The sequence below is a fragment of the Brevundimonas sp. M1A4_2e genome (genome assembly GCF_053345555.1).
In genome coordinates this window covers 355,590-375,203 of the sequence record NZ_JBKFAI010000004.1, presented here as the reverse complement: position 1 = coordinate 375,203, position 19,614 = coordinate 355,590, and the positions used below count along the sequence as shown (strand labels likewise).

General features: G+C 69.5%; 16 protein-coding genes. 9 read left to right on the top strand and 7 right to left on the bottom strand.

The window, feature by feature from the left end:
- Positions 1-112 precede the first annotated feature (112 nt).
- The 3 genes from ACLBV5_RS11215 to ACLBV5_RS11205 all read left to right on the top strand — a co-directional run bounded on the left by ACLBV5_RS11215 (position 113) and on the right by ACLBV5_RS11205 (position 4,667).
- Positions 113-1,192 carry a site-specific DNA-methyltransferase gene (locus ACLBV5_RS11215; RefSeq protein WP_025976232.1) on the top strand — a complete coding sequence of 360 codons (1,080 nt, stop codon included), beginning with the start codon at positions 113-115 and terminating at the stop codon, positions 1,190-1,192.
- 131 nt (positions 1,193-1,323) lie between these two features.
- Positions 1,324-2,415 carry a glycosyltransferase family 4 protein gene (locus tag ACLBV5_RS11210; RefSeq protein WP_227157936.1) on the top strand — a complete coding sequence of 364 codons (1,092 nt, stop codon included), beginning with the start codon at positions 1,324-1,326 and terminating at the stop codon, positions 2,413-2,415.
- A 104-nt stretch (positions 2,416-2,519) separates the two neighbouring features.
- The gene (locus ACLBV5_RS11205; RefSeq protein WP_447605733.1) at positions 2,520-4,667 is read left to right on the top strand and encodes an amylo-alpha-1,6-glucosidase; all 2,148 of its coding nucleotides are present in this window, start codon (positions 2,520-2,522) and stop codon (positions 4,665-4,667) included.
- A gap of 219 nt (positions 4,668-4,886) precedes the next feature.
- On the opposite strand, the gene mutY is transcribed toward ACLBV5_RS11205, so the two are convergent.
- Positions 4,887-5,909 (bottom strand): A/G-specific adenine glycosylase, encoded by a 1,023-nt coding sequence (gene mutY / locus ACLBV5_RS11200; RefSeq protein ID WP_447605732.1) that lies wholly within the window; start codon positions 5,907-5,909, stop codon positions 4,887-4,889.
- Positions 5,910-5,930: 21 nt separating this feature from the next.
- Here mutY and ACLBV5_RS11195 point away from each other — a divergent pair, with 21 nt between their 5' ends.
- The 5 genes from ACLBV5_RS11195 (at position 5,931) to smc (ending at position 11,972) form a co-directional block, all read left to right on the top strand.
- Positions 5,931-6,488, top strand: coding sequence for a DUF721 domain-containing protein (locus tag ACLBV5_RS11195; RefSeq protein WP_303705728.1), 558 nt, complete (start codon positions 5,931-5,933; stop codon positions 6,486-6,488).
- A gap of 104 nt (positions 6,489-6,592) precedes the next feature.
- A complete protein-coding gene (locus tag ACLBV5_RS11190) occupies positions 6,593-7,228 on the top strand; it encodes a thioredoxin domain-containing protein (protein WP_447605731.1) in 636 nt (211 codons plus the stop codon).
- A gap of 25 nt (positions 7,229-7,253) precedes the next feature.
- Positions 7,254-7,856, top strand: coding sequence for a DsbA family protein (locus tag ACLBV5_RS11185; protein WP_447605730.1), 603 nt, complete (start codon positions 7,254-7,256; stop codon positions 7,854-7,856).
- An 8-nt stretch (positions 7,857-7,864) separates the two neighbouring features.
- Positions 7,865-8,521: a DsbA family protein gene (locus ACLBV5_RS11180; protein WP_134581460.1), complete on the top strand. Its 657-nt coding sequence runs from the start codon at positions 7,865-7,867 to the stop codon at positions 8,519-8,521.
- A 10-nt stretch (positions 8,522-8,531) separates the two neighbouring features.
- Positions 8,532-11,972 carry a chromosome segregation protein SMC gene (gene smc / locus ACLBV5_RS11175; RefSeq protein WP_447605729.1) on the top strand — a complete coding sequence of 1,147 codons (3,441 nt, stop codon included), beginning with the start codon at positions 8,532-8,534 and terminating at the stop codon, positions 11,970-11,972.
- A 139-nt stretch (positions 11,973-12,111) separates the two neighbouring features.
- Here smc and ACLBV5_RS11170 read toward each other — a convergent pair whose 3' ends face one another.
- Positions 12,112-12,972 (bottom strand): WecB/TagA/CpsF family glycosyltransferase, encoded by an 861-nt coding sequence (locus ACLBV5_RS11170; RefSeq protein WP_447605728.1) that lies wholly within the window; start codon positions 12,970-12,972, stop codon positions 12,112-12,114.
- A gap of 85 nt (positions 12,973-13,057) precedes the next feature.
- Here ACLBV5_RS11170 and ACLBV5_RS11165 point away from each other — a divergent pair, with 85 nt between their 5' ends.
- Positions 13,058-13,504: a hypothetical protein gene (locus ACLBV5_RS11165; RefSeq protein WP_447605727.1), complete on the top strand. Its 447-nt coding sequence runs from the start codon at positions 13,058-13,060 to the stop codon at positions 13,502-13,504.
- 16 nt (positions 13,505-13,520) lie between these two features.
- On the opposite strand, the gene ACLBV5_RS11160 is transcribed toward ACLBV5_RS11165, so the two are convergent.
- The 5 genes from ACLBV5_RS11160 to mraY all read right to left on the bottom strand — a co-directional run bounded on the left by ACLBV5_RS11160 (position 13,521) and on the right by mraY (position 19,608).
- A complete protein-coding gene (locus ACLBV5_RS11160) occupies positions 13,521-14,648 on the bottom strand; it encodes a mechanosensitive ion channel family protein (protein WP_134581464.1) in 1,128 nt (375 codons plus the stop codon).
- 171 nt (positions 14,649-14,819) lie between these two features.
- Positions 14,820-15,905 carry an undecaprenyldiphospho-muramoylpentapeptide beta-N-acetylglucosaminyltransferase gene (gene murG, locus ACLBV5_RS11155; RefSeq protein WP_447605726.1) on the bottom strand — a complete coding sequence of 362 codons (1,086 nt, stop codon included), beginning with the start codon at positions 15,903-15,905 and terminating at the stop codon, positions 14,820-14,822.
- A 13-nt stretch (positions 15,906-15,918) separates the two neighbouring features.
- Positions 15,919-17,100 (bottom strand): putative lipid II flippase FtsW, encoded by a 1,182-nt coding sequence (gene ftsW, locus ACLBV5_RS11150; RefSeq protein ID WP_447605725.1) that lies wholly within the window; start codon positions 17,098-17,100, stop codon positions 15,919-15,921.
- Entirely contained in the window at positions 17,097-18,494 is a 1,398-nt protein-coding gene (gene murD / locus ACLBV5_RS11145; RefSeq protein WP_447605724.1) for a UDP-N-acetylmuramoyl-L-alanine--D-glutamate ligase, read from the bottom strand. Before murD ends, ftsW begins: the two co-directional genes overlap by 4 nt.
- A 4-nt stretch (positions 18,495-18,498) precedes the next feature.
- Positions 18,499-19,608 carry a phospho-N-acetylmuramoyl-pentapeptide-transferase gene (mraY, locus tag ACLBV5_RS11140; RefSeq protein ID WP_447605723.1) on the bottom strand — a complete coding sequence of 370 codons (1,110 nt, stop codon included), beginning with the start codon at positions 19,606-19,608 and terminating at the stop codon, positions 18,499-18,501.
- Between the last annotated feature and the right edge of the window lie 6 nt (positions 19,609-19,614).

Sequence of the window (19,614 nt, the reverse complement as noted above, 5' to 3'; positions counted from 1 at the left end):
GGGCGGCCGCCGAGCGCCGCCCCATTTCCTTCGCCTGTTCTGAATCTTGGTTACTCCGCCTTAACCGTAAGGATTCACCATAAGCGCCTCATCTGTCCGGGGCCGCTTTTCCATGTCCGAGTTGAAGACCGACGTCATCCTGCGTGGCGACTGCATCGAGGTGCTGAAGGGCCTGCCGGACAAGTCGGTGGACATGGTCTTCGCCGACCCGCCCTATAACCTGCAACTGGGCGGCGACCTGCTGCGCCCGGACAACTCCAAGGTCGATGCGGTCGACGACGACTGGGACAAGTTCGAAAGCTTCGCCGCCTATGACGCCTTCACCCGGGCCTGGCTGGGCGAATGCCGCCGGGTGCTGAAGGACGAGGGCTCGCTGTGGGTCATCGGCAGCTATCACAACATCTTCCGCCTGGGCGCGGCGATGCAGGACCTGGGGTTCTGGGTGCTGAACGACATCATCTGGCGCAAGTCCAACCCGATGCCGAACTTCAAGGGCACGCGCTTCACCAACGCCCATGAGACCCTGATCTGGGCCGCCAAGTCGCGCGAGCAGAAGCGCTACACCTTCAACTACGACGCATTGAAGGCCTTCAACGAAGACACCCAGATGCGCTCGGACTGGACGCTGGCCCTGTGCACCGGCCATGAGCGTCTGAAGGACGAGGACGGGGCCAAGGCCCACCCGACCCAGAAGCCCGAGGCCTTGCTGCACCGGGTGCTGCTGTCGGCCAGCCGCGTCGGCGACGTGGTGCTGGACCCCTTCTTCGGCACCGGCACGACGGGCGCGGCCGCCAAGCGTCTGGGCCGTCATTTTATCGGCATCGAGCGCGACGAGACCTACGCCAAGCTGGCCGAAAACCGCATCAAGGCCGTCATCCCGGCCGCGCCGGAAGACCTGGTCGTGACCGGATCCAAGAAGGCCGAGCCCAAGGTCCCGTTCGGCGCCCTGGTCGAGGCGGGCCTGCTGGCGCCCGGCGACAAGCTCTACTGCCCCAAGGGCGAGCGCGAGGCGCGGGTGCGCGCCGACGGCTCCCTGGTGTCCGGCGCCCTGACCGGCTCGATCCACAAGCTGGGCGCCCTCCTGGAAAACGCCCCGGCGTGCAACGGCTGGACCTACTGGCGCTTTAAGACCGACACGGGCCTGCGCCCCATCGACGCCCTGCGCGCCGAGATCCGGGCCGGGATGCAGTAGGGCGCGAATCTCGCTCTTCGCCTAACTCACAGGCGCGATTGAATAATATCGTTCCGGCAACGCTGGAACCCGGCTTGGCCGGGCGGATTGAGGTTTCGGCGCCGCGTATCGCGCGGGCGCAGGAGCCTGTCATGAAAATTGCTCAAGTCACGCCTTTGTATGAGGCCGTGCCGCCCCGGCTTTACGGCGGCACGGAGCGCGTGGTCGCGCATCTGACCGACGCCCTTGTCGATCTCGGCCACGACGTCACCCTGTTCGCCAGCGCCGACGCCCGCACCCGCGCACGGCTGGTGCCGGTCCGCGACCAGGCCATCCGCCTGGACCCCGCGCCGCTGAAATCTGATCTCGCCGCGCACATGAGCCAGTTGGCCGAGGTGCTGGACAGCGCCGACCAGTTCGACGTCATTCATTTCCACACCGACATGATCCACTTCCCTTTTTTCCAGGGGTGGGCCGACAAGACGGTGACGACGCTTCACGGCCGGCTTGATGTCAAGGATCTAGCGCCCGTCTATGCGCGCTGGCCCGAGTTCGGCCTAGTGTCGATCTCGGACGATCAGCGTCGCCCCCTGCCCCACGCGAACTGGCGCGCCACCGTGCATCACGGCATGCCGGGCGATCTCTACCGGTTCTCCCCCCAGTCGCAGGGCTATCTGGCCTTCCTGGGCCGCATCTCGCCCGAGAAGCGTCCGGACCGGGCCATTGAGATCGCGACCCGGCTGAACAAGCCCCTCAAGATCGCCGCCAAGGTGGACGCCGCCGACCGCGTCTACTGGGAGACCGTCATCGAGCCCCTGGTGCGAAACAACCCTCTGGTCGAGTTCGTCGGTGAGATCGGCGATGCGGACAAATCAGCCTTCCTGGGCGGCGCCGAGGCCCTGCTGTTTCCCATCGACTGGCCCGAGCCCTTCGGCCTGGTGATGATCGAGGCGATGGCCTGCGGCACGCCGGTCGTGGCCTTCGCCTGCGGGTCCACGCCGGAAATCATTGAGGAGGGAGCCACCGGCTTCCTCGTGTCCACGATGGAAGAGGCGGTCGCCGCCGCCGCCCATGCGCACCGGCTGGACAGGGAAGCCATCCGGGCCCGCTTCGATCTGCGCTTTTCGGCGACCGCCATGGCGCGGCGCTATCTGGACGTCTACGGCGACCTGCTGGCGCGGCGTCCGTTTGCCGCCCCGATGCGGCCAATCGAGGAAGAGCGCAGCTTCGCCGCTCTGGCCTAGAGGCCCCGGCCGAGGGCGAACGCTGTTTTCGTCTGAACTGAACCCCGTTCCCGACCGTTCGCCTATCAGCTGCGCAGGGGAGCCAGCCGCAAGCGGAGACGCTGATGGACGACGCCTATTCGACCCAGGTCACGGCCGCCGACACCAACGATCAGGACGGCCTTGAGACCTTGATGGCCCTCAAGGACGGCGACACCTTCCTGGTGGCCGATCACTGGGGAGATGTGAAGGCGGGCGCCGACGGCCTGTTCGACAAGGATACCCGGCTGCTGTCGCGCTTTGCGCTGACCGTCGGGCGAACGCGGCCGTCCCGCCTCAGCTCGGGCGTGACCAAGGACAATGTCTTCTTCACCTGCCACTCCACCAATCGGCCTTTGCCGCCGATGGGCGGGCGATCAGCGCCGGCCGGCGTGCTGCATCTGGAACGACGGCGCTTCATTTGGGACCGGCGGCTGTTCGAGCGGGTGCGGATGGTCAACCACGGCGTCGAGGACATACTGCTGCCGCTGACGTTCGAGTTTGACGCCGACTTCGCGGACATCTTCCAGGTGCGCGGCACGGTGCGGCCCCAGCACGGCGAAATTCAACCGCCGGTGATCGACGGGCGGCGCGTGACCTTCAGCTACACCGGCCTGGACGGGGTGAAGCGCACCAGCTGCCTGGCCTTTTCGGAGCCGCCCGCCCGCCTCAGCGCCACGCGCGCCGAGTTCATGTTCAGCCTGCCGCGCGGCCGCAGCCTGGACCTGTTCGTCGAATGCAGCCTGGACGCCTGCGACCAGCCGGACGAGGAGCGCTGGCGCTGGCACTCCATCCTGGCGCGGCTGGCCATGCGGCGCCGACTGCGGCGCGGCGCCATCGTCGAGGGCGGACGCAACCAGGGCTTCAACGACTGGCTGCGGCAGTCGCGGGCCGATATCGCCCTGCTGGTCACCGACCTGCCGACCGGCCCCTATCCCTATGCGGGGACGCCGTGGTTCTCGACCCCGTTCGGGCGCGACGGCATCATCACCGCCTGGCAGATGCTGTGGATCGACCCCGGCCTGGCCAAGGGGGTGCTGACCTATCTGGCCGCGCGCCAGGCGACCGAGACCAACGCCTTCATGGACTCGGCCCCCGGCAAGATCATGCACGAGACGCGCGGCGGCGAGATGAGCGTGCTGGGCGAGGTCCCGTTCGGCCTCTACTACGGCGGGGTCGACACCACCTGCCTGTTCATCGCCCTGGCCGGCGCCTACGCCAAGCGCACCAACGATTATGAGACGATCCGCGCCCTGTGGCCCAATCTGATCGCGGCTGCGGGCTGGATGAAGGACTATGGCGACAGCAACGGCGACGGTCTGATCGACTACGCCCGCGCGGCCGACACCGGGCTGTCGAACCAGGGCTGGAAGGATTCCGAGGACTCCATCTTCCACGCCGACGGCCGCTTTCCCAAGGGGCCGATCGCCCTGCTGGAGGTCCAGGGCTACGCCTTCGCCGCCTGGAAGGCGCTGGCCGAAATGGGCGCCGTCCTGGGCGACGGCCGCGCCGACGAATGGGCGAACCGCGCAGAGACGCTGCGCGCCCTGGTCGAAGAGCGCTACTGGATGGAGGACGAGGGCTTCTACGCCATCGCCCTGGACGGCGACGGCGAGCAGTGCCGGGCAATCGGCTCCAACGCCGGGCACCTGCTGTTCACCGGCCTGCCTTCGCATGAGCGGGCGCGTCGGGTGACGCGGCGGATGCTGACGGCCGAGTTCCGCTCCGGCTGGGGCCTGCGGACACTGGCCAAGGGGCAGGCCCGCTTCAACCCGATGAGCTATCACAACGGCTCGGTCTGGCCGCACGATACCGCCTTGGCGGCAGCCGGCATGGCCCGCTACGGCGAGCGGCATGCGGTGGCCATGCTGCTGGGCGAGATCTACGGCTCGGCCGCCCATTTCCAGATGCGCCTGCCCGAACTGTTCTGCGGCTTCGTGCGCGAGACGGGCGAGCCGCCGATCGCCTATCCGGTCGCCTGCCTGCCGCAGGCCTGGGCGGCGGGGTCGGTCTTCCTGATGATGCAGGCGGTGCTGGGCCTGAACATCGACGCCGCCGAGGGTCTGGTCGAGGTCAACAATCCCGCCCTGCCCGCCGGGCTGGATCGACTGTCGATCACCCGGCTGAAGGTCGGCGACGGCGTGATCGATCTGCACTTCCAGCGCCTGAACGGCCACGTGGTGGTCATGCCGCGCGAACGCAGCGGGACGGTGAATTTACGAGCGACGGGCTAGGGTCTGGATCCGCTTTTCCTTCTCCCCGTGTGGGAGAAGGTGGGCGCCGCAAGGCGCTCGGATGAGGGGTGTCGGCGCTAGGCTTGAACTTTGTGACTTCGGCAGGTGTGCAGCTAGACGCCGGAGCGGACACACCCCTCATCCGTCTCGCTGCGCGAGCCACCTTCTCCCACAAGGGGAGAAGGGTTGGTTGCGTCGACGGCTCTGCGCCTCAAACCCTCAAGCAGGTCCAAGCCCGCGCTCCAGCGCCTTCCTGAACACGGTCGGCAGGGCTTTGGCCGCCTCGTCCGCCGGGGTCCATGAGAAATCGCCCTCGCCCGTCGCCACATGCACCTCCAGCGTCAGGCTGAAGTGGGTGAAGACATGCTCGATCGATCCAGCCGCGCGCCAGTCCGCATCGACCGGCGGGGCGACCGCCGGCGCCGCGCTCCAGTCCGAGGTCGGCAGGCCGGCCATCCCCCCCAGCAGCCCCCTGTCCGGCCGTCGCACCAGGGCGACGCGCCCCTCGCCATCCGTCAGCACATAGGCGTGGCCGCGCCGATGCGGTCGTTCAGCCTTCTTCGTCTTCAACGGGTAGCGTTCCGGCGTTCCCGTCTTCAGCGCCTCGCAGCCAAAGGCCAGCGGGCACTGCTCGCACAACGGCGACCGGGGCCGACAGACGCCCGAGCCCAGGTCCATCAGCGCCTGCGCCCAGTCGCCCGGCCGGTGCTCGTCCACAAACAGGGCCGCCAGCCGCCGCAGTTCGGGCCGCGCGGCGGGCAACTGAGTCTCGACTGCGAACAGGCGGCTCATCACCCGCTCGACATTGCCGTCGACGACGTTGGCGGGCTGGTCGAAGGCGATGGCGGCCACGGCGGCGGCGGTGTAGGCGCCCACGCCCGGCAGAGCCAGAAGCTCGGCCTCAGTCTGCGGAAAGACGCCGCCGTGTTCGGCCGTCACGGCGCGGGCGCAGGCCAGAAGGTTTCGCGCCCGGGCGTAGTAGCCCAGCCCCGCCCAGGCGGCCATCAGCTCGGCGTCCTCGACGGCCGCCAGGTCGGCCACCGTCGGCCAGCGGGTGGTCAAGCGCTCGAAATAGGGCGCGGCGTGCGGGACTGTCGTCTGCTGCAGCATCACCTCGGACAGCCAGACGCGATAGGGGTCGGTCTTCGTCTTCGCCCCCGGCGGCGCGCGCCACGGCAGGCTGCGCGCATGGGCGTCGTACCAATCAAGCAGGGCGGCGCGGAGAGAGGGGACGTCGGTCATCGGTCACGCTATATAGGACGAATGCGTCGTCCCCTGCCCACCGAAAGCGAAGCGCGCGAAATCCTGGCTCGACGCCGGACGCGCCCGCCGTTGCGCCCGCCGCCCCCTGCGGGCCGGTCGCTGGCGCCGCTGATCAAGAAGCTGGACGCCCAGTTCGGGCGCGGCGCCTCGGCCCTGGAGCCGCGCTGGGTCGAGATCGTGGGCGAGCGGCTGGCCCGCGTCACCCGCCCGCAGAAGCTGACCAAGGGCCGCGGCAACGCCGGCGGCACGCTGGAGCTGCGCGTCGCCGGGCCCGCCGCCCTGCTGGTCCAGCACCAGTCGGCGGACATCATCCAGCGGGTGAACCTGTTTCTGGGGGCGGGCTCGGTCGAAAAACTGCGCATCGCCCAAGGCCCGGTGAAGCCCTTGCCAGCCTCTGGCGCCAAGCCCCGTCCGCGGGGCCGAGCCGTTCTGCCGCCCCTGCCCGCCGCGACGGAAGCGGAACTGAACGCCTCGGTGGAGGGGGCCCCCGACGGGCTGAAGGCGGCGCTGGGAAAGCTGGGCCGCGCCGTGCTGTCGCAGCCTCCGCGCGAAGAGTGACGTTGACAAATCCTCGCTGCCAGCGTTCTCGACATTCAGACGTTTTCGCTCGCGCGCGAGAATCGCGCGACGGTTCCGCCTCTCATTTCTGACAAGGACCTCCAATGGCCCCGACCTTCAAATACGCCGCCATGAGCCGCCGCGCCGCCCTGTCCGCCGCCGCCTTGGCCTCGATGGCCGTGCTGGCCGGGTGTTCGGGCGGCGGCGTCGGGGGCGAAGTCGCAGGCGACATGGCGCAGGGCGCGCCCGAAGGCGCCAAGGTCACCGTGGTGGAGTACGCCTCGATCACCTGCGGCCACTGCGCCGTCTGGAATGAGGAAGTCTATCCCGAGTTCAAGAAGAAATACGTCGACAACAACAAGGTTCGCTTCGTCTTCCGCGAATTCCCGACGCCGCCGCAGGACATCGCCGTCGCCGGTTTCCTGATCGCTCGCTGCGCTGGTCCCGACAAGTATTTCGACGTCGTTCACGACATCATGGCCAGCCAGAAGGAATGGCTGGCGGGCGTGGCGCCGCGCACCACCCTGTTCCGCGCCGGCCAGGCGGCGGGCCTCAGCGAGCAGCAGATCAACGACTGCATCCGCGACAAGGCCGCCATCGAAGCGATGGAGAAACGCATTCAGGCCGGTATCAGCGCCGGCGTGAACGGCACGCCCTACTTCACCGTCAACGGCGTGAACGTGGCCGACAGCTCCCTGTCCGGCCTGTCCGAAGCCATCGACGCGGCGCTGGCGAAGTAAACGTCCAAACGGGGGGGGGGCGGACATGATGAAGCGTTCAACGGTCGTCGGCATGGCGGTCATGGCCCTGATCCTGTCCGCCTGCGGCCAGGGGGGCGGCGGGAGGGCGGCGGCCGAGGGCGACATGGCGATCGGAGCCGCCGAGGGCGCCAAGGTCACGGTGGTCGAATACGCCTCGACCACCTGCGCCGGGTGCGCCGCCTGGAACGAGCAGGTCTGGCCTGATTTCAAGGCCAAATACGTCGATACCCAAAAGGTCCGCTTCGTCTTCCGCGAATTCCCGACGCACCCTCAGGACGTGGCCGTCGCGGGATTTCTGATCGCCCGCTGCGCCGGTGAGGACAAATATTTCGAGGTGATCGACCACCTGATGCGGTCACAGGCGGAAATGCACGGCGGCGCCGCCCCGCGCGACGTCCTGCTGCGCACGGCGCAGGCCGCCGGGCTCAGCGAGGCGCAGTTCAAGACCTGCACCTCGGACAAGGCCGCCATCGCCGCCTTGGAACAGCGGATCGGGCAGGCCTCGGCCGCGGGCGTGGCCGGCACGCCAACCTTCATGGTCAACGGCCAGATCGTGAACGACAAATCGCTGGCAGGCCTGTCAGCCCACATCGATCCCCTGCTATAAAGCGCCTCATGACCCGTCGCATCCTGACCCTTATTTCGGCCTTGGCGATTGTCGGCCTCAGCGCCGCTCCGGCCGCCGCACTGGACCTGGTCCGCAAGTCCGCCGCATCCTCAAGCTCAGCTCCGACGGCAGTCCCGGCCGTGACGGCGGCGGACCGGATCATGGGCCGCGCCGACGCGCCCGTGACGGTGATCGAGTACGCTTCCTTCACCTGCAATCACTGCGCCGACTGGACCAATGAGGTCCTGCCCCAGTTCAAGGCTCGCTATATCGACACCGGCAAGGTTCGGCTGGTGTTCCGCGACATGCCGACGGCCCCGGCCCAGATCGCCTCGACGGCGGCGGGCATCGGGCGATGCGCCGCGCCGGGCCGCTTTTTCGACGTGGCCCGCGCCTTCATGAGCGGTCAGGCCGCCGCCTTCGAAAAGGGCGACGCGCGCGACTGGTTCGCGGCCGCCATCGCCGCCAGCGGCCGCACTCAGGAGCAGATCGAGGCTTGCCTCAAGGACCCCGCCGTCGGCCAGGCCCTGCAGGCCGAGGTCGAGGGCGCCGTGGCCGCCGGCGTGACCGGGACCCCCTCATTCTTCGTCAACGGCAAGCGGGTCGATGACCATTCGCTTCAGGCCCTGTCGGCGGCCATCGACCCGTTGATCCGGGCGCGCTGACCGCGACGCGATGCAGTTCCAGCGCCTCCGGCTCGTCGGCTTCAAATCCTTCGTCGACCCGGCCGAGGTGCACATCGAGGCCGGTCTGACCGGCATCGTCGGGCCGAACGGCTGCGGCAAGTCGAACGTTCTGGAGAGCCTGCGCTGGGTCATGGGCGCCAACTCGGCCAAGGCCATGCGCGGCCAGGGCATGGAGGACGTGATCTTCGCGGGCGCTGCGGGTCGTCCGCCGCGCAACCACGCCGAAGTCCAGCTGACCATCGATAACGCCAGCAAGCGCGCGCCCCAGCCCTTTACCGACAGCCCCATGCTGGAGGTCTCGCGCCGGATCGAGCGCGGGCGCGGCTCGACCTATCGCATCAACGGCAAGGAGGTGCGGGCGCGCGACGTGCAGCTGCTGTTCGCCGACGCCTCGACCGGCGCCAACAGCCCGGCGCTGGTGCGTCAGGGCCAGATCAGCGAACTGATCGCCGCCAAGCCCCAGAACCGCCGCCGCATCCTTGAAGAAGCCGGGGGCGTGGCGGGCCTGCACACGCGCCGCCATGAGGCGGAGCTGCGGCTGCGGGCGGCCGAGACCAACCTCGACCGGCTGGACGACATCGGCAAGGAGCTGGAGTCGACGCTGAACCGGCTGAAGCGCGAGGCGCGTCAGGCCGAGAAATACAAGAAGATCTCGGCCGAGATCCGCGCCCTGCAGGCGGCGTTGCTCTATGTCCGCTGGACCGACGCCAAGGCGGCGGCCGAGACGGCGGCGGCCGAGCTGCGCGAGGCCGACCGGCTGGTGGTCGAAACGACCACGGCGGCGGCGGCGGGCCAGACGGCGGCCCTGAACGCGCAGGAAGGGCTGAAGCCTGCGCGCGAGGAAGACGCGGTGGCCACCGCCCTGCTGAACCGCGCCATCATCGAGCGCGACCGGCTCGACATGGCCGAACAGGCCGCGCGTGCCGAGGTCGACCGCCTGAAGGCCGAGGTCGCCCGCATCGAGGCCGACCGCGCGCGCGAGGACGGCATGGCCGCCGACGCGGGGCGCGAACTGGAGCGGCTGGACCGCGAGCTGGAGAAGCTGAAGGCCGAGATCGCCGCCGCCCCCGAGCGCGGCCCTGAACTGGAACGCGCCCTGCTGGAAGCCGAAGACGCCCGCAAGGCCGCCGACGCCGAGGTCGAACGGCTGGCCGGGACGCTGGCCGCCGTCGAGGCCCGCGCCAACGCCGAAAGCGCGAGGAAGCGCGACGCCGAGGCCCGGCTGGCGCGCGTGAGGGGCCAGCACGAACAGGCCCGCCGCGAACGCGAGGCCCTCGGCCCGCTGGAGGCGCCCGAGATCGAGACGGCCAAGGCGGCGCTGGAGACGGCGCAGGCCGAACTGGCCGCCGCGCGCGAGGCCGTCGAGGCCGCCGAGGCGAAGCGCGGCGACCTGGCCCGCGCCGAACAGGAGGCGCGCACGACCGCCCGCGCCGCCGAGGACCGACTGGGCCGCCTGCAGACCGAGGCGCGCGGCCTGGCCCAACTGCTGGTCACGGGCAAGCGCGAACATCCCCCGGCGCTGGACAAGGTGTCGGCGGCCAAGGGCTATGAAGCGGCGCTGGCGGCGGCGCTGGGCGATGATCTGGACGCCGCGCTGGACGCCCGCGCCCCGGCGCACTGGGCGGGCGCGGACGCGGCGCCGCCGGACTGGCCGCAGGGCGTCGAGCCCCTGTCCGCCCACGTGACGGCGCCGGATCAGCTGGCGGCGCGTCTGGCCTTCTGCGGCGTGGCGCCGCGCGAGCGGATCGCCGAACTGGCTCGCGCCCTGCCGCGCGGCGCGCGCCTGACGACGGTTGAGGGCGACCTCTATCGCTGGGACGGCTTCGTCAGCCGCGCCGAGGCGCCGCGCCCCGCCGCCGTGCGTCTGGCCCAGCGCACCCGCCTGTCGGAACTGGAAGCCGAGATCGACACGGGCAAGCCCGCGCTGGAGACGGCGCAAGGGGCGCTGAAGGCCGCAGGCGAAGCCTTCCGCGCCGCCGAGGAGGAGGTCAAGGCCGCGCGCCTGCGCCCCTTCACGCTGGACAAGCAGGTCGTCTCGGCCCGCGACCGGGTGGAATCCCTGATGCGCGATCAGGCCCGCAAGGAGGCCCGCGCCCAGTCGCTGGACGAGACGGTCGCCCGGCTGAACGGCGAGGTGCAGGAGGCCGAGGCCGCCTTCGCCGAGGCCAGTTCGGTGGAGTCGTCTTCCGATGTCGTCGTCGGCCTGCGTCAGGAGCTGACCGAGGCGCGCGGCGGGGCCGAACGCGCCCGGCTGGCGGCGCAGGCCGCCCGTTCGACCCGCGACGAAGAGGCTAGAGACCGCGCTATGCGCGAGCAACGGCTGGGCAGTCTGACCCGAGCCCGCGAGGGCTGGGTCACGCGATCCAGCGACAGCGCCGCCCGCCTCAAGACGCTGGAGCGCGATGCGGAGAAGGCGCAAAGCTCCCTGACGAAGGCCGAAGCCGCGCCCGCCGGTTTCGCCGAGCAGCGCAACGCCCTGATGGACGCCCTGGCCGAGGCCGAAAAGCGCAAGCAGGCGGCGACCGACGCCGTCGCGACCGCGGAGGCCGGCGCGCAGGAGGCCGACCGCGCCGCCCGCGCGGCCGAAACCGCCGCCTCTCAGGCCCGCGAAAGCCGGGCGGGCCTGTCCGCCCGCGCCGAGGCGGCCGCCGAAAAGCTGGCCGAGAGCGCGGCCAACATCCGCGAGACGGCGCAGATGTCGCCCGAGGAACTGGGCCGGAAGCTGACCGACGACGCCATCGCCCGCCCGCCCGACGCGGCGGGTGCCGAAAGCCTGCTCTATGGTCTGGAGCGCGAGCGCGAGGCGCTGGGCGCCGTCAACCTGCGCGCGGAGGAAGAGGCGGCCGAATACGGCGACCGGCTCAGCGCCATGAAGACCGAGCGCATCGACCTGACGCAGGCGATCGCCAAGCTGCGTGACGGCATCGACGAACTGAACGCCGAGGGGCGCGAGCGGCTGATCGCCGCCTTCGACGTCATCAACACCAACTTCAAGACCCTGTTCGAGGCTTTGTTCGGCGGCGGCCAGGCCGAGCTGAAGCTGGTCGAGAGCGACGACCCGCTGGAGGCGGGTCTGGAGATCTACGCCTGCCCGCCCGGCAAGCGGCTGTCGGTGATGAGCCTGATGAGCGGCGGCGAGCAGGCGCTGACGGCGGCGGCGCTGATCTTCGGCGTCTTCCTGGCCAATCCGGCGCCGGTCTGCGTGCTGGACGAGGTCGACGCGCCGTTGGACGACGCCAACGTCGACCGCTTCTGCCGGATGCTGCACGAGATGCGCAGCCGCACCGACACCCGCTTCATCGTCATCACCCACAACCCGGTGACCATGAGCCGGATGGACCGCCTCTACGGCGTCACCATGCCCGAGCGCGGCATGAGCCAGTTGGTCAGCGTCGACCTGCAACAGGCCGAAGAGATCGTCACGGCGTAGAGGTCGCCTCTCCTCCCCATGCAATGGGGAGGTGGCTCGGCGGCGCAGCCGACGAGACGGAGGGGCTGCTTGGTTCCGCTGTCGCAGAGCCCCTCCACCGCTACGCGGTCCCCCTCCCCATTTCATGGGGAGGAAAAGCTCAGCGTTTTCGGCGCCGCATGGCCGCACGCATGTCGGCCAGCGCCGGCCCGATCAGGAACCAGGGCTCGATGCAGTAGCGCGTGAACAGTCGTTTCGGATCGGCGAACAGACGGAACAGCCATTCGACGCCCAGCCGCCCCATCCAGCGGGGGGCGGCCTTCTGCACCCCGGCCTCATAGTCGAAGGCGGCGCCGACCGGCAGGATCGGGACCGCCGGCAGCGAAGCCAGATTGTCCGCGATCCACAGTTCCTGACGCGGCATCCCCATGCCGACGAACAGCACGTGGGGGGCGAAGTCCCTGATCGCCGCCAGGACCGCGGTATTGCCCAAGGACCCCGGCGTGGCGTCGAAATAGCCGCTGAGCCCCTTCACCGTCGCGCGCGGATAGCGGGCCGTCAGGCGCCGCGCCGCCTCTTCCGCCACGCCGTCGGCGCCGCCGACGTTAAGGACGCGCCAGCCCCTGCGGTCGGCCAGGCTCCAGAAATGATCGCGCCAGTCCAGATAGGTGCAGCGGTGCTGCGGGCGCGCCGGATAGCCCAGCAGACGGGCGAAATGGATCAGAGGCGTGGAGTCCAGCTCGATCAGATCGGCCGCCTCGTACAGACGCCGCATCCCCGGCGTGCGCCGGATCAGATAGAGACTGTGCAGATTGTGGTTGGCGACGATGGACTGCACGCCCGCGTCCACGCTGCGCTCCAGATGCAGCAGAACCTCTTCGGGGCGGACCAGATCGACCGGCTCGCCCAGCAGGGTGATCCGCTCGTCTGGCCGGCGCGTCTGGCGAAACAGCGCGCGCGGCCGCCGACGTCGGTCCGGCGGCGGGCCGGAGGGGTCAAAACCGGGCGGCGCGTAATACATGACGGCTGTCTAGCCTGGCCGTTTCAACATCGGGTATGCGGACAGGGTTAATCCAAACCGAACACCGGCGCACCTCGGAGCAAGCATGCTGACCATCCCCCCGCCGCCGCCCGCCGTCGAAGCCGCGCCGCCCCCGCTGTTGGCCTTTACCAGCAGCAACCGGTTCGCCGTCTTCGCCGATCTGGCGTCGATCAGGCCGGAGCCCGACGAGGGCGCCAATGTCGTGCGGATGCGGTCGCTGCAGATCAGCCGCGAGGACATGCTGATCGGCGGCGTCGCCTATGTCGGCGGCTGGTCGTGGTGGCGATTCGACTGCGCCGCCTGGACGGCCGACAGGCTGGACTTCGCGTCGCTGCGCGCGGATGGGACCGAAGGCCCTGCCACGCCCGAGAACGCGCCGCCGGCCCCGATCACGCCGGGTCGGGACGCTGCGGCGCTGGCTGCTGTCGCGTGCGGAAAGGCTGTTCCGGCGGTGGAAGCGACCTCGACAGCGGCGGCGGTTTGGATCGGCCGCGCCCGGCTGCCCCCCTAAGATCGCTTCTTGATCGTCAGGGCGTTTCCGGCTTCAGGCGCAGGCCGCCGCGTTCCTCGCGGTCCAGGTCGACGCGGTCGCGCGGCAGGGCCTCGCGGCATTCGTCGCGCATGAAGGCCAGCATCTTCTCGCGCACCTCGGCCCGCAGATCGAAAGCGACCGAGGCGTTGCGCGCGCTGGTCAAGCAGCGGACCTGGGCCGTGCGTTCGGTGATGTCGGTGACCTGCAGGGCCACGACGTCGCCGTCCCAGTGCGGCGAGGCGTGGGCAATCTGCTCCAGCTTCACCCGCAGACGTTCGATCGGGGCCTCGTAGTCGACGTAGAGGAAGACCACGCCGATCAGGCGCGAATCCTCGCGCGTCCAGTTCTGGAACGGCTTCTGGATGAAGTAGGTCAGCGGCAGCACCATGCGCCGCCAGTCCCACAGCTTGACCACCACATAGGTCGAGGTGATTTCCTCGACCCGGCCCCACTCGCCCTCGACGATGACGGCGTCGTCCAGGCGGATCGGCTGGGCGGTGGCGATCTGGATGCCCGCGATCAGATTGGTCAGGAAGGGCTGCAGCGCCAGACCGGCGACGATGCCGACCACGCCCGCCGAAGCCAGCAGCGACAGGCCCCACTGCTTGACGCCTGGAATGGTCAGCAGCGCCAGCCCCAGGGTGATCAGGCCGATCAGGATGGCGGCGACCCGCTGCAGGATGCGCGTCTGGGTGACGTGCTTGCGGGCGTAGAGGTTGTCCTCCGCCTCCATGTTGAACTTCTTCAGGTGGACGATGGCGCCCATGTCCACCGCGCCGGCCAGCATCCAGCCGGACACCAGGATGAAGCAGAACAGCAGGGTCCGGCGGATGAACAGCGACGGCTCGGGCGCCAGAGGCGACACCGTGACCGCCAGCGCCAGGGCGATGATCATCACCGCCAGCCGCACCTTCAGCCGGGCGCGCTTCAGCATCCCCTTCCAGAAGGCGTCTCGGTTGCGCACCGCCAGCTTCAGCAGGGCGAACACCACCTGGTTGGCCGCCCAGCCGATGAAGACGAAGGCGACCGTGATGATCGAAATCACCGCCCACTTCGGCAGCCAGTGAAACTGACGCCAGAGGGCGAACACGGTGTTGGTCAGGTCGAGCACGAACTGGGGCATGGCTAGACCATAGCCCTTCTCCCCGCCGGGGGAGAAGGTGGCTCGCGCAGCGAGACGGTTGAGGGGGACGCCAAATGACGCAAACCCCCATCAGCCCGTCTCGATGAGGGAAGCGCCCCCTCATCCGAGCGGCTTCGCCGCCCACCTTCTCCCCCGGCGGGGAGAAGGGTCTTATCGAGCCGCCTGCTCCACCAGATCGGCCAGCCGTTGCGCGGCGTCGGGGATGGCGACCGAACGAGCCGCCGCCGACATGGCCGCCAGCGCCGCAGGATTGGACAGGATGGGGGTCAGGGCGGTCGTCAGACCATCGACGGTCAGGTCGTCCTCGGCGATCACCTTCGCTGCGCCCGCCTCGGCTAGAGCCCGCGCGTTCAGCGTCTGGTGGTCGTCCATCGCGATCTTCAGCGGGATCAGGACCGACGGCAGGGCCGCCACGGCCAGCTCCGAACAGGTCGAGGCGCCCGCGCGTCCGATCACCAGATGCGCCTTGGACAGCCGGTCGGCCATGTCGCGGAAGAAGGGCGCGACCTCGGCCTCGATCCCAGCGTCGAGGTAGATCTGGCGCGCGGCCTCCAGCGTCTCGGGCCGCGATTGCTGCTGCACCCTCAGCCGGTTGCGGATGGCCTCGGGCAGGGCCGCCAGCGCGCGCGGCGTGGTCTCGGACAGGATGCGGGCGCCCTGACTGCCGCCTGTCACCAGCACATGGATCGGCCCACCCTCGACCGGGGCGGCATAGGCCCGGTCGAACAGGGCGCGGATGTCCGGCCGCACCGGATTGCCGACCAGTTGGACGCGGCTTTTCACCTTGTCCGGCGCCCGGCCCAGGGTCGGAAAGGCCGCCGCGATCACGCCCACGCTGGGCGCCAGATAGCGGTTGGTGCGGCCCAGCACCGCGTTCTGCTCATGGATCACGGTCGGGCGGCGCGTCGTCACCGCCGCCAGCAGGGCCGGCGCCGACGGATAGCCTCCGAAGCCCACCACCACGTCCGCGCCGGTGCGCTGGAACGCGGCCTTGGCCTGGCCGACGCCCTTCATGATCGCCAGACCGGCCTTCATCAGGCCGATGGGCCCGGAGCCCGTCGCCGCGTCCAGCGCCAGACGCTCCTCGGCCGGGAAGGTGTGGGCGTACTGCTCGCCGCGTTTGTCGGTGGCCAGCACCACGCGCCAGCCGCGCGCCGCCATCTCGCGGGCCAGGGCCTCTGCGGGGAACATATGGCCGCCGGTGCCCCCGGCGGCGACGACGCAGACCTTGATCATGAGCGATACTCTCTTACGGCAGCAGGCGACGGCGCGGGGCGACGTTCGAGCCGAGTTCATAGGCGCCCGGACGGCGCCGGGTCAGCGCGAGCGCAAACCCCATGGTCAGCCCCATGGCCATCATGGACGAGCCGCCATAGCTGATGAAGGGCAGCGTCATGCCCTTGGTCGGGATCAGGTTCAGGTTCACCGCCACATTGATGCAGGCCTGAAGCCCTATCAGCATGAACAGCCCCGCCGCCGCCGTCTGTTCGAAGGAGTCGTTCAGCTTCATCGCCTTGCGCATCCCGCGAATGACGATGAAGGCGTAGAGGCCGATCATGATCAACGACAGCACCAGGCCGAACTCTTCGGCGCCGACGGAATAGATGAAGTCGGTGTGCAGGTCGGGCACGTGGCGCTTCATCACGCCCTCGCCGATGCCGCGCCCGATCAGTCCCCCGTTGCGGATGGCCTCGGAGGCGCGGTCGATCTGGTGGGTGTCGGTCGTCTCGGGCGACAGGAAGCGGCTGAGACGGTCGCGCATGTGGCCGAACATGAAATACAGCGACACCACCCCGCCCGCTCCCATGGCGGCGATGACGGCGACCCACTTCAGCGGCACCCCGGCCATGAAGAAGACGGCCATGAAGGTGGTGGTGACCAGCAGCGTCTGGCCGATGTCCGGCTGGATCAGCAACAGGCCGACCGTCAGCGCCCACAGGCCGAAAGCGATGCTGACGCCCGGCACCCCCTCGCCCTTCTGGGCCTCGGCGAACATCCAGGCGGCGAAGACGATCAGGCCCGGCTTGGCGAACTCGGACGGCTGCAGGCTGAACGGCCCCAGATTGATCCAGCGCGCCGCGCCCTTCACCGTGTCGCCAACGATCGGCAGGGCGGCCATGACCAGGATGGAGCAGATCAGGGCCAGCACCGCGATCCGCCGCACGCCGCGCGGCGACAGCAGCGACGCGCCCAGCATCACGAACAGTCCCATGGTCGAGAAGACCATCATCCGCCAGGAGTAATGGAAGGGATCGGTGATGGATTCGTCCGCCCCGATCGCCGCCGGGCTGGAGGCGAAACTCAGCGCCACGCCCAGCGCCATCAACGTCAGCGCCGCGCCCAGCAGGCCGCGATCCACCGTCCAGAACCAGCGCGCCACCATGCTCTGGTCGTTGCGCGAGAAGGGATGGCTGTAGCTGTTGCGCGTCATGCGGCGGGCTCCGGCCGTGCGCCCAGTCCCAGGACGGCGGCGCGGAACGCCTCGCCCCGGACCTCGAAATCGGGAAACTGATCGAAGCTGGCGCAGGCGGGCGACAGCAGGACCACCTGCTCGCCCCCGGCCGCAGCCGCATCGGCGGCGGCCAGTTCGACGGCCCGCTCCATCGTGTGCGCGACGACGTGCGGCGTGTCGGCCAGGGTCACGGCGAAGTCGTCGGCCGCCTCGCCGATCAGATAGGCCTTGGCTACGCGCGGGAAGAGGTCGCGCAAGCTGTCGATCCCGCCCTCCTTGGCCTTGCCGCCCGCAATCCAGAAGACGGAGGGGTAGGAGGCCAGCGCCTGCCGCGCGGCGTCGGCGTTGGTGGCCTTGGAATCGTTGATGAAGCGTACGGCGTCGAGGCGGCCGACGGCCTCCATGCGGTGCGACAGGCCGGGGAAGCTCAGCAGGCCCTCGACCGCCGCCTCATGCGACACGCCCAGCGCCCGCGCGGTCGCATAGGCGAAGGCGGCGTTCTGGGCGTTGTGACGACCGGGAAGCGAGCGGGCGGCGGTCAGGTCAGCCAGCACTTCCCTGCCAGCCATCAACACGCCCGCCGCCGCCGAATACCCTTCTCCCCTCGGGGGAGAAGGAACGGACACGACCGTCTCAACCCGCCGCCCCTGCGCTTGCAGGCCCGCCGCGATCTTCTGGCCCCACTCCTCGTCCACGCCGACCAGCGCCAGAGCCTCAGCGCCCTGCGCCTGGAAGATGCGGCGCTTGGCGGCGACATAGCCTTCCATCCCGCCGTGGCGGTCCAGATGGTCCGGCGATACATTGGTCAGGATCGCCACGTCCGGCGCAAAGCCCGTCGTCAGGTCCAACTGATAGGACGACACCTCGATCACATAGACCGCATCCGCCGTCGGCTCCGGCAGAGCCAGAACCCCGATGCCGATGTTGCCGCCGATGTGGACGCGGAGGCCCGCCTGCTTCAGCACCCAGCCGATCAGGGCCGTGGTCGTCGACTTGCCGTTGGTGCCGGTGATGGCGACCACGCGCGGCCGATCCCCCGGCGGCAGGGCGGCCAGCGCCCGCGCGAACAGCTCCACATCGCCGATGACCGGCACGCCCGCCTCATGGGCGCGCTCGACAGTCCAGTGCGGCTTGGGATGGGTCAGCGGCGCGCCCGGCGACAGCACCAGGGCGGCGAACCCGGACCAGTCGGCGCGGGTCAGATCCTCGACCAGGAAGCCTTCGGCCTCGGCCTGCATGCGGCCCGAGACGCCGTCGTCCCACAGCACGGGGACGGCCCCGCCCGCCTGCAGCGCGCGCGCCGCCGTGATCCCCGACCGCCCCAGGCCGAAGACCGCAACGCGACGCCCCTCGAAGCCGGGAACGGGGATCATCGGCTCAACGCAGCTTCAGCGTGGCCAGACCGGCCAGGGCCAGCATGGCGGCGACGATCCAGAAGCGGATCACCACGGTGGATTCCGGCCAGCCCATCTTCTCGAAATGGTGGTGGATCGGCGCCATCAGGAAGATGCGCTTGCCGGTCAGCTTGAAGTAGCCGACCTGGATCATGACCGAGGCCGCCTCGACCACGAACAGGCCGCCGACGATGCCCAGCACCAGCTCGTGCTTGGTCGCCACGGCCATCGAGCCCAGCGCGCCGCCCAGGGCCAGCGAGCCGGTGTCGCCCATGAAGATCTTGGCCGGCGGGGCGTTGTACCACAGGAAGCCCATGCCCCCGCCGATGATGGCGGCGCAGAAGATCGCCAGCTCGCCCGCGCCGGGCACATGGTGAACCTGCAGATAATCGGCGAACAGGAAGTTGCCGACCAGATAGGAGATGATGCCGAAAGCGCCCGCCGCCATCATCACCGGCACGATGGCCAGGCCGTCCAGACCGTCCGTCAGGTTCACCGCATTGGAGAAGCCGATGATGGTGAAGGCCGCAAAGGCCACATAGAACCAGCCGATGTTCAGCAAAACCGCCTTCAGGAAGGGGAAGGCGATCGACGTCTCAAGCCCCGGCGAGGTCGGCGACTGGGTCATCCACAGCACCGTCAGCACGCCGGCGATGACGGCCACGACCGTCTGGGCCGCCAGCTTCTGCTTGGACGTCAGCCCGGCCGAGGTCTGTTTCGTCACCTTGGCGTAGTCATCGATGAAGCCCAGCACGCCGAACGCCGCCGTCACGCCCGAGACAATCCAGATGTATGGATTGGTCAGGTCGCCCCACAGGAAGACCGCCACGCCGATGCCCGCCAGGATCATCAGACCGCCCATCGTCGGGGTGCCGACCTTGGACAGGTGCGACACCGGGCCGTCGTCGCGGATCGGCTGACCGCGGCCCTGCTTGGCGCGAATCCAGTTGATGAAACGGCTGCCCATGGCGACCGCCACGATCATGGCCGTGGCCATGGCCAGGGCCACGCGCACGGTCTGATACTGGATCAGGTGCAGCAGCGGATATTCCTGGGCGATGTCCGCGTAATAGAGATAGAGCAGATAGAACATTCTTGG

What these genes read in the sequence shown, in the direction of transcription:
- ACLBV5_RS11215 (WP_025976232.1), top strand. Translation starts at nt 113, where the DNA reads ATGTCCGAGTTGAAGACCGACGTCATCCTGCGTGGCGACTGCATCGAG.
- ACLBV5_RS11210 (WP_227157936.1), top strand. Translation starts at nt 1,324, where the DNA reads ATGAAAATTGCTCAAGTCACGCCTTTGTATGAGGCCGTGCCGCCCCGG.
- ACLBV5_RS11205 (WP_447605733.1), top strand. Translation starts at nt 2,520, where the DNA reads ATGGACGACGCCTATTCGACCCAGGTCACGGCCGCCGACACCAACGAT.
- mutY (WP_447605732.1), bottom strand. Translation starts at nt 5,909, where the DNA reads ATGACCGACGTCCCCTCTCTCCGCGCCGCCCTGCTTGATTGGTACGAC.
- ACLBV5_RS11195 (WP_303705728.1), top strand. Translation starts at nt 5,931, where the DNA reads ATGCGTCGTCCCCTGCCCACCGAAAGCGAAGCGCGCGAAATCCTGGCT.
- ACLBV5_RS11190 (WP_447605731.1), top strand. Translation starts at nt 6,593, where the DNA reads ATGGCCCCGACCTTCAAATACGCCGCCATGAGCCGCCGCGCCGCCCTG.
- ACLBV5_RS11185 (WP_447605730.1), top strand. Translation starts at nt 7,254, where the DNA reads ATGATGAAGCGTTCAACGGTCGTCGGCATGGCGGTCATGGCCCTGATC.
- ACLBV5_RS11180 (WP_134581460.1), top strand. Translation starts at nt 7,865, where the DNA reads ATGACCCGTCGCATCCTGACCCTTATTTCGGCCTTGGCGATTGTCGGC.
- smc (WP_447605729.1), top strand. Translation starts at nt 8,532, where the DNA reads ATGCAGTTCCAGCGCCTCCGGCTCGTCGGCTTCAAATCCTTCGTCGAC.
- ACLBV5_RS11170 (WP_447605728.1), bottom strand. Translation starts at nt 12,972, where the DNA reads ATGTATTACGCGCCGCCCGGTTTTGACCCCTCCGGCCCGCCGCCGGAC.
- ACLBV5_RS11165 (WP_447605727.1), top strand. Translation starts at nt 13,058, where the DNA reads ATGCTGACCATCCCCCCGCCGCCGCCCGCCGTCGAAGCCGCGCCGCCC.
- ACLBV5_RS11160 (WP_134581464.1), bottom strand. Translation starts at nt 14,648, where the DNA reads ATGCCCCAGTTCGTGCTCGACCTGACCAACACCGTGTTCGCCCTCTGG.
- murG (WP_447605726.1), bottom strand. Translation starts at nt 15,905, where the DNA reads ATGATCAAGGTCTGCGTCGTCGCCGCCGGGGGCACCGGCGGCCATATG.
- ftsW (WP_447605725.1), bottom strand. Translation starts at nt 17,100, where the DNA reads ATGACGCGCAACAGCTACAGCCATCCCTTCTCGCGCAACGACCAGAGC.
- murD (WP_447605724.1), bottom strand. Translation starts at nt 18,494, where the DNA reads ATGATCCCCGTTCCCGGCTTCGAGGGGCGTCGCGTTGCGGTCTTCGGC.
- mraY (WP_447605723.1), bottom strand. Translation starts at nt 19,608, where the DNA reads ATGTTCTATCTGCTCTATCTCTATTACGCGGACATCGCCCAGGAATAT.